Raw genomic sequence first — 15,835 nt, 5'->3', positions numbered from 1 at the left:
TTGCGAGAGGAGCCCCCGAAAATGTTGCTTATAATCCAGCTGATTTTGTACTGTCTGCTGTTTTTCCTGATGGTCAAGGCCGCCGTGAAGGACAACGGCATGAACTGCCTGTATTTTTACCCGCCGGCTTTTATCGACGAAGCCGCCAGGCGCGGCCTGGCTGACAAGGACGAAACGATGAAACGCGGCAAGCGGTTCATGGTGCCGTTCTGCATCATCATGCTGGTGGTGCTGGTGCTTATTATTGCGGTGTGGAACCGTGTGACCACCTTTACAGCGGCCTACTGGCAGGCGGTGCTGTTCCTCGTCGTGATGAACTGGTTCGACGGCATCTGCATGGACCTGGTGTGGGTCGCCCACGGCAAAGAATGGGCCATCCCCGGCATGGAGGGCATCCCCTACATCAAGCCGCTGAAATCCGTCCTCATCAAGCGCACCGCCGGTACGGTCCTCTACTTCATCATCGCCCTGCCCGTGGCCGGCGCCGCTGTGCTGGCGGGGAGCATCTTCTAACATCCCGCATAAACACCAACCGCCTGCCGCACTATGCAGCAGGCAGTTTTTCTTTTAAGGCAATACCGCATAATTCTAAGTGCCGATACGGCGAGCGAGGTGCGGCAGATGCTAAGCCAAAAGCGCAGATAATACTTTGTGCTGCAAAGGTGAGCGCCGCCGGTGGCGGATACAGCGAACCGAAGCAGGGGCAGCGGTCGCAGAGTGCGAGGGGCTTTTGTCCCCGAAGCACGATGCGGGTACCGCAACCCGGCATTATCGAGCATTTTGGCAACGCAGATGCCGTGCCGCACACCGAGCCGCAGCGAGGCGCTTCGGAGCGCAACCGCCGCTTGCGGCGGCTCTTGGCGCGGAGATCCGCCAGAGCGGTGCTTAAGCCGTCAGGCGGGAATTGTGCGGTGTTGCCTTAATTAAGTTTTGTCAGGCGCCCGTAAACTCCGCCTCTGGATGCTCGCGGCGGTAATCCTCGATGGCAGCAAAAAATTGCTTGCCGTACTTGGCAAACTTGCGCTCACCCATGCCGTAGATCTCTTTCATATCCTCCAGCTGGCGAGGCGCTTTGGCGCACATGTCCACCAGGGTCTTGTCGCCAAACACCAGGTAGGGCGGCAGCTTTTCGGCCTGGGCCAGCCGCATACGCAGGGCGCGCAGCTGCTCGAACAGATCGGCGCTGTCGCCGGCCAGGGCGGCTTTGCCCTTCTGCGCCGCCTTGCCGACCTTGTGCTTTTTGGGCGCTGCTTCGGCAGGTTCCGGCTTGGGCGGCAGCTTGACCACCACCTGCGCCCCCTGTTTCAGCGGCGTAATGTTGCCCATGTGCAGCACGGCGTACTGGTCGTCGGTCTGGACGAGGTAGCCCTCCTCCAACAGCTGGGCCAGCAGACAGTCCAGTTCGTCCCGCGTGCAGTCCTTCAGCTGGCCGTAACTGCGGTAATCCATCGCGCCTAGCTCCCGTAGGCGGGCCATGTTGGCGCCGCGCAGGGTGTTCAGCACCACACCCTTGCCATAGCGGCCGCGGGTCTCGGCTACGCAGTTGATCATCCACTTGGCCTGGGCGGTCATGTCCACCTCCTCAAACTCGCGGTCGCAGTTGCCGCAGCTGCCGCAGGGTTCGGCGGGTTCCTCGCCAAAATAGCGCAGGATGTAGTTGCGCAGGCAGCCGGTGGTTTGGCAGTAGTTGGCCATGGCCTGCAGGCGCTGGTTATCCCGCGCCCGCAGCAGGTCGGCGGCTTCGTCGTCCAGGTCGTCATTCTCCTTGTGGTCCAGCAGAAAGCGGTTGATGACGATGTCCTGTGGCGAGAACAGCAAAATGCACTGGGACGGCAGCCCGTCGCGCCCGGCACGGCCTGCCTCCTGGTAGTAGTTCTCCATGCTTTGGGGCATGTTGTAATGGATGACGTACCGCACGTTGGATTTGTCGATGCCCATACCGAAGGCGTTGGTGGCCACAATGACCGGCGCGGCGTCGTAGATGAAGTCGTTCTGGCTCTGGCGGCGTTCCTCGTTGGTCATGCCCGCGTGGTAGCGGGCGGCGGAAATGTCCTCGCCTCGCAGCATTTCCTGCACGGCATCGACGTTTTTGCGGGTGGCGCAGTAGATGATGCCGCTCTCGCCGGGGTGGCTGCGCACATAGTCCGCCACAAAGGCGTCCTTGCGGCGGGTGGTCTCGACCCGGTAGTAGAGGTTGGGACGGTCAAACCCGGTAATGACGATCTCCGGGTCGCGCAGACGCAGCGTTTGGGCGATGTCGTCCTTGACCTCGCGGGTGGCGGTGGCCGTAAACGCACTGACGATGGGCCGCCGGGGCAGGCTGTCGATGAAGTCCAGGATGCGCAGGTAGCTGGGGCGGAAATCCTGCCCCCACTGGCTGATGCAGTGGGCCTCGTCCACCGTCAGCATGGAGATTTCGGCCGATGCGGCAAAGCTTTGGAAGGTGGGGCTTTCCAGCCGCTCCGGCGCGACGTAGATGATCTTGTAGCTGCCTTGGGCTGCCAGCTGCAGCGCCTTAGCGATTTGGTTTTCGGTCAGGGCCGAGTTGATGTATGCCGCCGGGATGCCCGCCGCGCTCAGCCCCTTGACCTGGTCCTGCATCAGCGAGATCAGCGGCGAGATCACCAGCGTCAGCCCCGGCAGCAGCAGTGCCGGGATCTGGTAGCACAGCGACTTGCCCGCGCCCGTGGGCATGATGGCCAGCGCGTCCCGCCCGGACAAAAGGGCCGACACCACGGTGTCCTGCCCCGGACGGAATGAATCGTAGCCGAAATAGGTTTTTAATGCTTCCTGCGCTGTCATAACTGCCTCGATTTTTGGTTTTTGTGGGTATTATTCTACATGTATTATATACGCTACCCGGTAAAATGGCAAATTTCGGCGCCGGGCGCAAAAAAAGCTGGCAGTTAGTCGTATTATATGATATACTAACCGTGTATCGAAATTGGTTTGGGAGGCCGCAGCGGCATGGGTTTGATTTCTACCATTCAAAATAAAACAGAACAGGCACGCGCCAAGGAGCGCATCAAGCCCCTGCTGGAAAGCCGTATGATGCGGGACATCCTGCTGGAAGTGGGCCAGCGCGGCACCGAGAAGCTGGACCCCCAAAGCGTCCCGCTGGAGCAGCGCCCCCGCGCCGCCAAACTGGCCGCCGAAAACGGCACCGCTGGGTTGCTGCAAAGCGTCATCAGCGAGGTAGTGCTGGATGAAAAAGGCATTACTCTCCACGCCGGCAGCGACGAAGTGACCTTTTTGTACGGCGACTATAATTATGAGGACATCGACGACACCGACTGCCTGCCCGCTGTGGCGCAGTTTTTGGTGCAGCACCTGCGGGGATACTATAACATCAGCCGCACGTTCTACACGGTGCCCAAGCACAACGGCCGGTCCATCACCGAAAAGACCCGCCAGGTCTTCATCCGCCGCCACCACGAGGATTCCCCCTTTGACCCCACCCCGACGCAGAAGCAGCGGCTGTTCTGATTGACAAAAGGGGATAAGTTTGGTATACTATAATGCGCTATGTGGCTGTGTGTAAGATGTAATAAGGCGCAAACCATATTGCCCATGTAGCATGCAGCAAAACCAAATAAGCAGACGTATCGAAGCAGTCGTAACGAGATTGATTCGAAAGTTTGCATCCAACAGGTCACCTTGTCCGCAGGAAATCTCATAACGGCGAGCTTTATCGGGTGTCGCGTACCCAACCTTTCATCGTTATCTTGCATCGAAATCTCGCGTTTTTCCAAACGCTATGCGGGGCGGTGCGGTAAAAATTAAATAGGCAGACGTATCGAAGCGGTCGTAACGAGATTGACTCGAAATCAAGCAGGCATTTTGGAAGTTGTCATTGATTTTCTAACGACCCATCGTCAAAAATACACTGTTTTCTACAATTAAATATTTGCTGTTCTCTCCTACTTTTCTCTCCTTTTTCCGGAGAAGATTTTGGGGGATTACTATAGGGAGCATTACCCAAGAGGTCGAAGGGGTCGCACTCGAAATGCGATAGGGCGTTTGTAGCGCCGCCAGAGTTCAAATCTCTGATGCTCCGCCAATCAACGGTACAACGTGCTTTTTTGAGCGCTTTGTACCGTTTTTTTATGCAAAAAACGGAATTTTTGAGTTTGGCAATTTCATTACAGGAGAGAAAACGCCCTGTTTTGGAGAGAAATCACATTTTTTTAAGTGTCATTTCCCGGATTTGAACCCATTCCAAGCCCGTTCAGCATCGCTTCTGCCGAAGAAACCTTGGAAGCGTAGTCCAAATGCGAATAAATATTCGCGGTGGTAGAGAAATCGCTGTGTCCCAGCCACTCCTGAATCATCTTCATCGGGACACCGTTTGCCAAAAGCAAACTGGCGCAAGAGTGGCGCAAATCGTGAAAGCGGATGCGCCGCAGATGATAATTTTGCAAGATAATCTGGAACGAATTGGAGAGATAATCCGGCTTGAGCAGATTGCCCATTGCGTCTACGCAGATGTAGTCTGCGTATTTTTTGTTGTAGCACCTACCGCACAGCTTGCGGTTTTCTTTCTGTTCCTCCTGCAAGGTCAGCAGCCGTTCCCGGAAAACCGGTACAAGCGGCAAGGTGCGCTTGCTGGATTTGGTTTTTGTGCCATTGGATTCTACAAGAACTTCTTTTCCATCCAGCCGAACCGTTGTGACCGTGTGGCAGATTTCAATCGTGTTCTGCTCAAAGTCCACAGCAGCCCATTTCAGCCCTACAACCTCGCTGCGGCGCAGACCATAAAAGGCGGTCAACATAACTGCCACCTCAATTTTACTGCCGCGCACAGCGTCGAACAGCGCGTTCATTTCGTCCTTGCTGTAAAAGTTCCCGGTAAATTCGTTTTTCTTTGGGCGGTCTACCTTGTCGGCAGGGTTCACATCGATCAGGTCTGTTTTCACTGCGTATTTCAAGGCGCGGTGGATAACCGCATGATAGTGAATGACCGTATTGGGCTTCACACGCTCCAACTGTTCCTGATAAAATGCTTGGATATGAACCGCTTTCAGGTCGCCCAGCGTAACGCCGAGATTTCTAAAGTAAGGAATGATCCTGCTGTTCGACAGTTCTTTGTAGCTGGCGTAGGTTGTCAGCTTGACGGTTGACTTTGCGATTTCCAGCCATTGCACCAGATAATCCGCAAACAGCATAGCTTTGCTGGGCGGACCTTTGGGGTCAACGGGTGGCTCAAAGTCGTCTTGCAGCTCACGCATCATCGCCTCGGCGCGCCGCTTGTTGCCCTTGATGGGCAAGCCCGTGGATTGCCATTTGGTTTTGCGTTTGCCGTCATAAGTTTTGTAGGTCAGTACCACATAGTAGATACCATTTTTTTCTTGCAGATGCCCTGCGACCATAAAAAATACCTCCTTCGGTTTGGGTCGCCCCTGATCTGCTGTTGACAAGAACAGCATAACGCATCGGCGCAAAACAATCAACACTGTCGATTCTCTGCTCGACAGTGTTGACCGCAAATTTGAAGGTACATAAACAGGTGGGCTTTGGGGATGCGATACGAGCGCCCGATTTTCATCGCCGGGATTTTGCCTTCGTGCAGCAGCTTGTACCCCGTTTTGGTGCTGATTCGCAGGGCATCGCACATCTGCTCAATGTTCATCACATCGGGATACTTGCGCAGCATCACACGGTAGGCATCGCGCTGGTTAAATCCTTTGCTGCTTATACAAAACACCTCTTTTTTGAAAATTTGCGGATTTAATTCCACAAGCATGGCGGTCACTTGTTGAAAACTTGTGGCCGCCATAATCTGGAATCAAATTTTATACCCTATTCGACACTACTTCCCGGATATAAGGGCGAACCACCGACCCGGCTGCTGGAAACAGCTCCCACTTCCTGTACCACATTGTTGGCAGTACCGCCGACGCCTTGAGAGCATCGCCACGGTGTGTATCATGATTGCTGACCCTTCGCTTGAGGTATGTGTTCCACGCCACCTCTCCCGCCTCTGGGGGCGCTCCGCTGCGGTTAGGCAGCCTCATCGCGTCAGAGTCGGGACGCACCTGCCGACGCTCCTTGGGTTGCGGCAAGGTCAGTTGTATGTAGCCGGTGATTCGGATATTCGGTTGCCAAGGTGCCAAGGGGGAAAGAGGGCTTATTTTGTCCCTCTATACTGTATACTCGCAAAAGGGTGCCAAAATTCGAGAAAAAATTTGCATTTTTTCTAAACTTATTTTCGGCGCACAGAATCGAAACAACTTGTTTGAGAGTTGTTGAACAACCTATAGCAAAAAGGACGCGGAACAATGGGGTTCGGCATCCTTTTTGTCAGGAAAAGATTAGACCTTGAATGTCCGAATCATTTCGAGAAATGCAATCACAAGGATATGATGCAAATCCTCATCAAAAACTCCGTTCACGAAGCTGTACTTCCGCAGCAGGGGTTTATACTGCTCATAGAGTTTGTCCACGGCCTCTTTGTCACCATGGTGTGCCCTTACCAGAATATTCTTAAACATTCCCATATTACTTGTCCTCCATCTTTTTGCGAATCCGTGCAGTTGCATTTTTCTTATGCGTGCTGACCGTGTTGGGCTTGATGCCCAACTCCTTGGCAGTCTCCTTTACGCTCATCTCGTTGATGTAGAGGCATGTGATAACCGCATACTCTCTAACAGGAAGATTCTGCAGATGTTTGTCAGTCTCTTCCAACATCAGCTTTTCTTCAACGCACTCTTCAACAGATACCTCAATTCTGCAGGATACACCCTCTAAGTAAGAGGCATTTGCTTCAAAGGAAACTTCCTTCGTCTCCTTCTGGTTCTTCTTCCGCAGATATGAAACTCTCTTGTTGTGCAGAACCTTGTCCAGTTTTCCGGTGAATTGTGCTAGCAGTTCGACATCCTCACCAGAAATTGATTGATTGTAGAAATCTTTTTTCTTTGCCATCATAAACCTCCTGAATTTTGAGTTTCATTGAATAGACCTCAAAACTCGGAGGGGCGCGGGCAGAAAACGGCGGTCCTCTGCCGCCAAAACAATAAAGTAACAAAAAAGCATGATGTGGTATAAATAAAATTTGACACCCTATTTTCAAGGATTTGAGATATAATCAAGAGAATAAGGAGTGAATAAAACGGCAGAAAACAGACAATATGACCACGAATACAAAGTACAGGCAGTGAAACTTGCCAAAGAAATCGGACAAGCTAAGGCCGCCAAAGAACAGGGGATCCCCAAGAACACCATGTATAGCTGGGTACGGGCTAACCGTCTTGGCACTCTTGACCTTGGAGCTGGCTCACAGACCCCACAAAGCGCTATGACGCTTAACGAGGAACTCCTAAAGCTTCGCCAGCAGGTAAAGGAACTGGAGAAAGAAAACCGACGTTTGAAGAAAGAAAACGACTTTCTGGAGGAAGCCAGCGCTTTTTTCGCCGCGAGCCGTCTGAAGTCAGCAAAAACGAAAGAATGAAGTTTATTGCATTAAAAACGAAAGACGGCGAATTAAAAGGGGATATCGCCTTTTTCTGCAGGATCCTTCATGTCAGCAGACAGGGATTTTACCAGTATCTTGCAAACAAAGACCGCCCATGGAAATATCAGCCACTGGCGGATGCCATGAAGGAGATAAGCTACTGGAATAACCGAAGAATCTGCTCGGCCAATGGAGGGCTCCCCCCTATAGTCAAACGACAGCAATACTATGATTCACTGAAAGAAGCGGCATAAAGTACAGAATCCTTGAGGAAAATGTGTCAACTAATCTTGACAAAATCATGTGGTTGAACCGCCGTGTACCGGTCGGTACGCACGGTGGTGTGAGAGGTCGGCTCTTTAGAGTTGAGAGAGCCTCCTACTCGATTATATACAATCATCCTTCAACTTTTCCGATAGTCTGTATGTGGGATAAATCTGCTTTTAGCTTTCGGATCAAAACAGTCTTGATTTCATTACAAAGCAATCCAGAAAAAAACAGCCATAGGCTGCTTGTGGCAAACCTATGGCTGGTAAAACATCCGTTTTTTGTATCTGCTATTTTGGGTATTTCCTTATACAGCAAGAACCCGTTTATCTATCGGACTTGCTTTGGCCTTCTTTTCTTTTTGCAATCACACCTGTTACGGCCAGTGCTGCAAAGCTCAGCAGCATCACCACACCCCACAGCGCAGGTTCCCCGGCATCACCGGTCTGCGGCGTACTGCTGCCCGCAGAGGGCTGCTGCGAAGATGCACTCTGTCCACGGTCGGGCCGGGGCTTGTCCGAGGCATCCGGATTTTGTCCGCTACCGCTGTCCGAACTACCGGAACTGCTAGAAGTATCCGAACTGGCAGAATTGTCGGAGCTGGAACTTCCAGAACTGTTCGAACTGCTGTCATCCGGGTCTGTGGGTTTTTCTTCCTCCGTGGGAGCATCGTCATAATCCCCTGCCCAGATCACAAGATCGTCGATGGAATATTTTGCGTATTTGGCGGTATCTGCCGCAAAACACATTTTATCGATCACCGAAAAATCCACCTTGTTTTGTGCATTCTGCAACAGCAGCTGGCCGTTCACATATACATCCGTGGTATCCGTTCCGTCGGCATTTACATGGGTCACCAGGGTTATGGTGTTCCAATCGGATACATGGTATTCGCCGGTCAAGGGACTGTAACTGCTGCCGCTGACATTGTAGGTGAAATTCGTGCCATTGGAGCGGATGCAGAAGGCTTCGTTGCTGGTGGAAGTAATCGTACCGTTTCCAAAAGCAATGCGGAGATTCTCGTACTTGGTATCGGCAACACCGCCCTGGATTTCCGCCTCATTTTCCACCTTAATGCGGAACTGCATAGAAAATGTACCGGACACGGGATCAAAGGAGAGCACCGCCTTGGGCTGCGCCGCACCGTTGCCGTCCTCCACCGTCATTACACCGTCCTTCACATCCACCGCGGTATAGGCCTTGGCAAGGGACACCGACCAATGGCTGCTGTCCAGTGTACTTCCATCAAAGGAATCCTGATAAATCACCTGGCCGGGCTCAAAATCAGCGGTGACAGAAACGGTGACATAGCGCACCAGTTCCGGGTTATCCAGGCTGGTGACACTGATCTTGGCGGTGCCCACCGCTTTGCCGGTCACGGTGCCATCGTGGTGCAGGGTGACAATTTCAGGGCCGGAAACGATGGCGTACCGCACCCCTTTTTCCGAAGCGGTTTCGGGCAATACCTCAGCTTCGATGGCGGCGGTTTTACCCCGACTGAGGTTCATGGCCGTCTGCTTCAGCTGCATAGACTCAGCCCGGACCATGTCCTGTTCGGCGCGCACCTCGATGGCGGCTTCGTCAAACACTTTCTCGTCCCGCAGGCTGTAAGCCCGAACCACCGCTTTACCTTCCCGGACGGCGGTGATATAGCCATCCTGGCTCACGATTACGGCATTGCCGGATACCACTTGGTACCCAACCTGGTCATAGCTGCCTGCCGGCTCTACCTGCACATAGGCTTTCACCGCATCCTGCAGTCCCATGACCGAAGGAACATAGAGCAGCTGCAGGCTCTGGGGGGTAGGTACATTTTCCTCTGCAGGGATCTTGCTGCCCTTGTATACCTTCACATCGTCGATGCTGAACTCCATCTTATCGCCGGTACCGCTGTGGATGTCCAGTCGGTTCACATAATCAATGGCGTTGCGGTTGGCAATGCCGGAGCCTACCAGATAGCCGTTCATGTACACATCGGTGGTATTGGCCTTGGCGGTGCCGTTGTTCGGGGTGATGATGTAGGTCACATCCACCCAATCACCGTAGTTGCCCACCACCTTGTCCGCATTAAGAGAAATAGGGGTATAGGCATTGGTGAGGACATAAGTCAAATCGGAGAAATTGCCTAAGGCGCCCTTGGCGGCGTTGCGGACACGGAACAGCTCGGTGGTATTGGAATACCAGCTGTCCGACCCGGCCGCCACGGCATACATACAGCCAAAAGTGAGATCTCCCGCCTTGTGTTCCCCCAAAGCATCGATCCGCACCCGGAAAGATATCGTGGTGGTGTCGGTCTGGGGCTGGAATACAAAGGAAATTTTACTGGTGGCATTGTTGGAATTGTCCCGGAACCGGATTACGTTCCCCTCGGATTCCTGCTCCAAGGTCACCGATGTACCCTCGGCCGATTCCGGAATCACCTGCATAAACTCAGTGTTGAAGGCTGTATGCAAATCCAGCCCGCTTTCGCGGCCGAAATCACAGCTGTACAGTTTTTCCGCCTGTACGGCTTCCCCCTGCTGCACCGTGACATGACAGGTAGAAGTGGCGATGGAATTGTCCACACTGGTTGCCCGCACCACAGCGGTACCTTCCTTCAGGGCCGTGACATAACCTTTGGCGTCCACGGCCACAACATCCGCGCCTTCCAGCACATCCCAGGTCACCGCTTTGTTGTAGGCTTTGATGGGCTTCACCGTAACGCTCAGGCTGGTGCGCTCTCCCGGCTGCAGCTGAATTTCACTGCTGTCGATGCGGATGCTTTCCACCGGGGTCTTTTCCACAGTTTCGCTGTGGGAAATACCGGAGCTGTACACCCACACATCGGAATAGGCTTCCTCACTGGAATCTACCGAATCCTGGATGTAGTTGCCCAACTTGAAATAGTACCAGGTATCCTTCCAAAGGGGGTCCGCCGCCACAAAATTGTGGGAAACAGTCATAGGTTCGTTGTCATCGGTATCGATGGTAACATAGGCAGTACCATCCACCACTTGGATCTCGGTGCGGTATTTTTCGCCCAGTGCCACCTCGGGATAGGCATAAGCAAAATCGGCGGAGGTTTTTTCGGTGGTGTTTTTCAGATACACAATCACACTGCCGGTTCCCTTGGCCTTATCGTAGGCATACAGCACCTTCACCAGAGGATTGGCGTTGTCACCGTTCTGCTCGATGCCGTGGATCTGGGAGGTGATCACCTTGCCGTTGGCCGGTACATGGGTGACCTTCTGCTCGGCCACAAGGGTATGGGTGCCCTGCCAGGTCCAGTTCACCGTTTTGTCCTTAGGGTCCAGCATTTCCCGCATCTCGGAACGGGCATAAGTGGTGTTTCCGGTTTTGAATCCCTGTACCGGGCAGTGGAACACCACGGCGTCTTGTCCGTTTTCGTCAGTAGCCGCAAAGAAAAACTCACTGGTGTAGCCGTCCGCCAGTTCCTGTGGCGATTTTTCCAGCACCGAGCCGGGCTTGGTATCGCTTTCTACCGGCAGCTGCAATTTCCAGCCACCGGCCACGAAATCAATGCAGCCCAGCTCGCCCGGCGTTTTTTCGTCTTCACCGTCGCCGTCTCCTTCTCCGCTGTCCGTTGTTTTCAGGCTCACCCGCACATCGTCGATGTATGCGTGGGTCTTATCCATGCTGCCGGTCAAAAAGGAAATGTTGTCCAGACTTTCCATGACGATGTTTTCTGTTTTACAACTCATGGCAATATTCTCTCCCAACAACTCCCCGTCGGCATATACGTCAAAGGTCTTTGTTGCGGTGTCGATCACCGATTTCAGTTCGATCCATTTTCCACACAGATAAGCTCCATTTTTTACAGAGGGAGTTTTTTGGGAATCCCCTCCCCGGAACTCGTAGGTGCGGGAATCGCTGCCGGTGGTTTTAAACCGCAAAAACTCCCCTGCGCTGGAGGTGCTGCTGCTGCCGCTTTCCTCCTTGGAACCCGCCGTCAGGGCAATGGTGGACTTTCCCTCATCGGAAACCACATACAGCTTGTACTCCACCACAATCTCCCCGGCCTGTTTACCGATTTCAATGTTTGCCTTACTGGTTTCGCTGTCGCTGGTATCCTTGAATTCCAACACGTGGTTTCCATCCATCTCGACCACGGAAACCCCACCGCTCAGCTTGACCCCGGCGCTCAGTTCGGATTCAAAATTCTCATCCAAAATAACCGTGTACTCCTCCGGCTCCTGGGCATACACCGCCAGGGGCGTGGGAATGCAGGTCATTCCCATGGCCACGGCCAGTACCGCACCCGCGGCCTTTTTCATTTTCGTATACAGGTTCACCAACACTCCTCCTTTGTTATACTTTTCTAGATAAAGGCCTGTCCGCCGTTGATCTGGATCACTTCGCCGGTGAGGAAGGATGCCTTGTCCGAAGCCAGGAACTCGATGACGTCGGCCACCTCCCGGGGCTCGCCCAGGCGCTTCATCAGGATGCTGTCTTTCCAGCTCTCCACCAGCTTGCGGTCGGTGGCAGCGTGGAAGGGAGTATCGATGGTGCCGGGGGAAACCATGTTCACCCGGATGCCGAACTCGGCCAAGTCCTTGGCCAGGGCACGGGAATAGCTCTGCACCGCTCCCTTGGAGGCCGCATAGATGGAAGCTCCGATACCGCCTCCGTTGGTCACTGCAATGGTGCTGAAGTTGATGATGGAGGGGTTGGTGCCTTTTTTCAGCAGCGGCAGCGCTGCACGAGTGTTGAAAAACAGGCTGTCGAAATTCAGCGCCATTACTTTGCGCATAAAGCCAGTCTCCATCTCGGAAACCCGCTGCCGGCCGCCCAGGCCGCCCACGTTGTTCACTAACAGATCCAGATGATCAAACTTCTCGGCGATCTTGGCAAAGGTCTCGTTCACCTGCTCCTCGCTGGTGGCGTCGCATTTATAAAAATGTGCCTTGATGCCCTTGCTTTCCAGATTGCTCATCACCGTGTCCCGGCCTGCCTCGTCGATGCCGGTGACAATCACCTCATACCCGGCCTGGCCCAGTACCTCGGCCGTTTTGCCGCCGATGCCGCCGGTGGCTCCGGTAATCAATGCTGTTTTCATATAGTCCTCCTTGCCTTAGGTCTGCATAATTTGAAAGTACTTTTTACAGAAAATCCTCCCGCTGGGGGGTGAAGATGTCCAGAATCACGGCATCCTCCAGAGCGGTAGCTCCGTGGAGCTCATTGGGGGCCACATAGTAGCTGTCGCCCTTGTGCAGGGTATAGGTTTTGCCCTCCACCTCATACTGAAAGCTGCCGGACAGAATATAACTCACCTGTTCGTGGGGATGACGATGAGCCTCGCCCACCGCGCCTTTTTCAAAGCTTGCCTCCACCCCCATCATCTGGCCGCCATGAGCCAGAATTCGGCGGGTAATGCCCGGCGCCGGATGGGTTGGAAGGATATCCTGATATTTCAATACCATATTTTTTCTCCTTGTATTCTTTCAGAATTTTAAATAAAGGCCTGTCCGCCGTTGATCTGAATCACCTCACCGGTGAGGAAGGATGCCTTGTCCGAAGCCAGGAACTCGATGACGTCGGCCACCTCCCGGGGCTCGCCCAGGCGCTTCATCAGGATGCTGTCTTTCCAGCTCTCCACCAGCTTGCGGTCGGTAGCAGCGTGGAAGGGGGTATCGATGGTGCCGGGGGAAACCATGTTCACCCGGATGCCGAACTCGGCCAAGTCCTTGGCCAGGGCACGGGAATAGCTCTGCACCGCTCCCTTGGAGGCCGCATAGATGGAAGCTCCGATACCGCCTCCGTTGGTCACTGCAATGGTGCTGAAGTTGATGATGGAGGGGTTGGTGCCTTTTTTCAGCAGCGGCAGCGCTGCACGAGTGTTGAAAAACAGGCTGTCGAAATTCAGCGCCATTACTTTGCGCATAAAGCCAGTCTCCATCTCGGAAACCCGCTGCCGGCCGCCCAGGCCGCCCACGTTGTTCACTAACAGATCCAGATGATCAAACTTCTCGGCGATCTTGGCAAAGGTCTCGTTCACCTGCTCCTCGCTGGTGGCGTCGCATTTATAAAAATGTGCCTTGATGCCCTTGCTTTCCAGATTGCTCATCACCGTGTCCCGGCCTGCCTCGTCGATGCCGGTGACAATCACCTCATACCCGGCCTGGCCCAGTACCTCGGCCGTTTTGCCGCCGATGCCGCCGGTGGCTCCGGTAATCAATGCTGTTTTCATACTTAATTGCCTCCCATATGGTTTGATTTCAAACAGTAAGCTGCATGCTGTAACGTACCTTTTCTCCCCTCGCCCGCACAAGAATGCTACGGCGAGTCTGGTTGACAGGATTATCCTTGGTTTTAAGGAGGAACAGCTCCTGTCCATTTTCCAGCTGCAGTTCTATCTTCATCCGCAGTTCGCCAAAGACAGCCCAGAGAACTGCTTTATCCCCCAAAACCAGCACCTTTTTGGTTTCCTCCACATGCTGGTAGCCATTTTCCGAAAAGCCCAGACTGGCATCCTCCAACGGCATCTCACATTCCAGCTGAAGCTGGGGTTCCAGATGGAATACATAATCGTATACCCCTGGCTTACCCTGGACCAGGAATTCATCCACCAGGGAATCCTCGGTAATGTGCAGGTTGCGCTGGTAATCAATACCCTCGTAGACATCCAATGCCAAACCCGAAAAGCTGTCTGCATCAAAGTGCAGGCACTTGCCCGGATGCACCGAAGTGATATCCTGGCCGTTCCAGCATACGGTATTATGAGACAAGGTCTTTCGATGCCACTCGTTGCACAGCCGGGACTGGTAACCCGCATTGGAAAGATCCCGAGAAATGCGCTGATCTTTATACATCACCTCGATGTTCATAATATCCGGATGGGCATGAGATTTGCCGTTGAGGCCATATTTCACAAACACATTCCAGTTGTTGTTGCGCAGCATGGCAAAGTTGGAGGTGGGGAATGTATTGGAGACATGGGCCACCGGCCGGTAATCGCTGTAATCAAAATCGATGTTGAACAGCAGCTGTTCCAGACACACTGTCCCGCAGCAGTAATAAGGCTCCGAAAGGGGCAGAGTGGTGCGAGGATTGGGGTCGTTCTCAATGATTTTTAGCAGATTGCCCACCTTGCTCTTTTCGCCAAAGGCCCGGGCGGCGGTGTGATACACATAGCTGAATGTGCGCAGATTCAAATTGGGCCAACCGTCGTTGGGATTGGGCAGATACAGGTTGTCAAAGGCGTATTCGTAGGCTTTCTCAAACATCCGTTCAAAAATCGCTGTGCTCTCCTGGCCAAAATCATACCCGTAAATCTTGCTGAAGAGGAACAGATAAGAAACGCCCTCCAACAAAAAGAAGTTGTAGTGGATGGAGCCTTCGTACCAGAAGCCGTCGGCAGTCACACCCTCGGCCAGCTGACGCCGGATATTAAAGGGGCTGGTGAAGGCGTAATCGATCATCTCCTGATCCTTCATGGCAAGACCCATCACACCGATGGCAGCCAGCGACCAGCAGCTGATATTGTGGATCTCCACCGCCTGGGGAGCCAGCAGCCGGAACATCTCCCGGAAAAGCTTGCGGTGCACATTTTCCAGCCATTCCTGCTCCAGTTCAGGGCGCAAAATCTCAATGGTCTGGATAAAGCGGATAGCTACGATGGCCTCATTCAGGCCCTGAGGCATCATTTTTCCGCATCCCCACTTCATGGTTTCGTAGCTGTCAAAAATCTTGTTTTCCTTGTTGTGCAGCACGAACTCATGGTAATGAGCCGCGTAAAAATCGATCACCTGCAAAGCGTAGTCCCGGTATTTTGTCTCACCGGTGGCCTTGTATACCGCAGCCGAAACCAGAGCCAAAACCACAGCCCGGTTGCGATAGAAGGTGACCCACACGCCATCCTGCACATCGTTGGAATATACCTTTCCGCAGATCTCACACCGGTGGCTGTGGGGCGAATTCAAATCAAAAATCAGCCTGCCGCCATCGTCATCACAAAAATAGTGGTGCCCCCATCGGCTCAGCTTGGCGGGCGAATCGCAGAAGGAGGGCAGAAAGTCATCTACGTCCTTCTTCATCGCCAGAATCGCCTGACGGTTGCGGGGCAGTTGTACCAGTTCACAGAACCGGTCGTTTACATAGTTCATAGTTGGTTCCTCTTTC

14 protein-coding genes and 1 tRNA gene are annotated in these 15,835 nt (G+C 53.5%); 5 read left to right on the top strand and 10 right to left on the bottom strand.

Annotated elements, in window-relative coordinates:
• Positions 1 to 21: 21 nt before the first annotated feature.
• Positions 22 to 513 carry a hypothetical protein gene (locus OGM81_05035; GenBank protein ID UYJ44502.1) on the top strand — a complete coding sequence of 164 codons (492 nt, stop codon included), beginning with the start codon at positions 22 to 24 and terminating at the stop codon, positions 511 to 513.
• Between the two features lie 420 nt (positions 514 to 933).
• Here OGM81_05035 and recQ read toward each other — a convergent pair whose 3' ends face one another.
• Positions 934 to 2,802 (bottom strand): DNA helicase RecQ, encoded by a 1,869-nt coding sequence (recQ, locus tag OGM81_05030; GenBank protein ID UYJ44501.1) that lies wholly within the window; start codon positions 2,800 to 2,802, stop codon positions 934 to 936.
• Between the two features lie 165 nt (positions 2,803 to 2,967).
• On the opposite strand from recQ, the gene OGM81_05025 reads away from it, so the two are divergent.
• Positions 2,968 to 3,486: a hypothetical protein gene (locus tag OGM81_05025; GenBank protein ID UYJ44500.1), complete on the top strand. Its 519-nt coding sequence runs from the start codon at positions 2,968 to 2,970 to the stop codon at positions 3,484 to 3,486.
• A gap of 482 nt (positions 3,487 to 3,968) precedes the next feature.
• Positions 3,969 to 4,060, top strand: a tRNA-Ser gene (locus OGM81_05020).
• A 127-nt stretch (positions 4,061 to 4,187) separates the two neighbouring features.
• Here OGM81_05020 and OGM81_05015 read toward each other — a convergent pair.
• The 4 genes from OGM81_05015 to OGM81_05000 all read right to left on the bottom strand — a co-directional run bounded on the left by OGM81_05015 (position 4,188) and on the right by OGM81_05000 (position 6,924).
• Positions 4,188 to 5,369 (bottom strand): site-specific integrase, encoded by a 1,182-nt coding sequence (locus OGM81_05015; protein ID UYJ44499.1) that lies wholly within the window; start codon positions 5,367 to 5,369, stop codon positions 4,188 to 4,190.
• Between the two features lie 77 nt (positions 5,370 to 5,446).
• The gene (locus tag OGM81_05010; protein ID UYJ44498.1) at positions 5,447 to 5,776 is read right to left on the bottom strand and encodes a helix-turn-helix domain-containing protein; all 330 of its coding nucleotides are present in this window, start codon (positions 5,774 to 5,776) and stop codon (positions 5,447 to 5,449) included.
• A gap of 535 nt (positions 5,777 to 6,311) precedes the next feature.
• The gene (locus OGM81_05005) at positions 6,312 to 6,497 is read right to left on the bottom strand and encodes a helix-turn-helix domain-containing protein (GenBank protein UYJ44497.1); all 186 of its coding nucleotides are present in this window, start codon (positions 6,495 to 6,497) and stop codon (positions 6,312 to 6,314) included.
• A gap of 1 nt (position 6,498) precedes the next feature.
• Positions 6,499 to 6,924, bottom strand: a complete 426-nt coding sequence (locus tag OGM81_05000) for a sigma-70 family RNA polymerase sigma factor (protein UYJ44496.1) — start codon at positions 6,922 to 6,924, stop codon at positions 6,499 to 6,501.
• A 175-nt stretch (positions 6,925 to 7,099) separates the two neighbouring features.
• Between OGM81_05000 and OGM81_04995 the strand changes: the two genes are divergently transcribed.
• Both OGM81_04995 and OGM81_04990 read left to right on the top strand, forming a co-directional pair.
• Positions 7,100 to 7,447, top strand: coding sequence for a transposase (locus OGM81_04995; protein ID UYJ44495.1), 348 nt, complete (start codon positions 7,100 to 7,102; stop codon positions 7,445 to 7,447).
• Positions 7,444 to 7,704, top strand: coding sequence for a hypothetical protein (locus tag OGM81_04990; protein UYJ44494.1), 261 nt, complete (start codon positions 7,444 to 7,446; stop codon positions 7,702 to 7,704). Before OGM81_04995 ends, OGM81_04990 begins: the two co-directional genes overlap by 4 nt.
• 339 nt (positions 7,705 to 8,043) lie before the next feature.
• Here the strand turns inward: OGM81_04990 and OGM81_04985 are convergent, their stop codons facing one another.
• From OGM81_04985 to OGM81_04965, 5 genes are read right to left on the bottom strand one after another with little or no spacing between them, the layout of a single operon-like run.
• Positions 8,044 to 12,009 carry a polysaccharide lyase family 7 protein gene (locus tag OGM81_04985; GenBank protein ID UYJ44493.1) on the bottom strand — a complete coding sequence of 1,322 codons (3,966 nt, stop codon included), beginning with the start codon at positions 12,007 to 12,009 and terminating at the stop codon, positions 8,044 to 8,046.
• Positions 12,010 to 12,035: 26 nt separating this feature from the next.
• Positions 12,036 to 12,773, bottom strand: a complete 738-nt coding sequence (locus OGM81_04980) for an SDR family oxidoreductase (GenBank protein ID UYJ44492.1) — start codon at positions 12,771 to 12,773, stop codon at positions 12,036 to 12,038.
• Between the two features lie 43 nt (positions 12,774 to 12,816).
• Complete coding sequence (locus OGM81_04975; protein UYJ44491.1) at positions 12,817 to 13,137, bottom strand: cupin domain-containing protein; 321 nt, start codon at positions 13,135 to 13,137, stop codon at positions 12,817 to 12,819.
• A 29-nt stretch (positions 13,138 to 13,166) separates the two neighbouring features.
• Positions 13,167 to 13,904 carry an SDR family oxidoreductase gene (locus OGM81_04970; GenBank protein UYJ44490.1) on the bottom strand — a complete coding sequence of 246 codons (738 nt, stop codon included), beginning with the start codon at positions 13,902 to 13,904 and terminating at the stop codon, positions 13,167 to 13,169.
• Between the two features lie 28 nt (positions 13,905 to 13,932).
• On the bottom strand, positions 13,933 to 15,819 hold the full coding sequence (locus OGM81_04965) for a heparinase II/III-family protein (protein UYJ44489.1): 1,887 nt from the start codon (positions 15,817 to 15,819) through the stop codon (positions 13,933 to 13,935).
• Positions 15,820 to 15,835 lie beyond the last annotated feature (16 nt).

It is taken from the genome of Oscillospiraceae bacterium (assembly GCA_025758045.1).
GTDB lineage: Bacteria > Bacillota > Clostridia > Oscillospirales > Ruminococcaceae > Gemmiger.
Note: the sequence above shows the minus strand (reverse complement) of the source record. Positions and strands in the feature narration are given on the sequence as shown.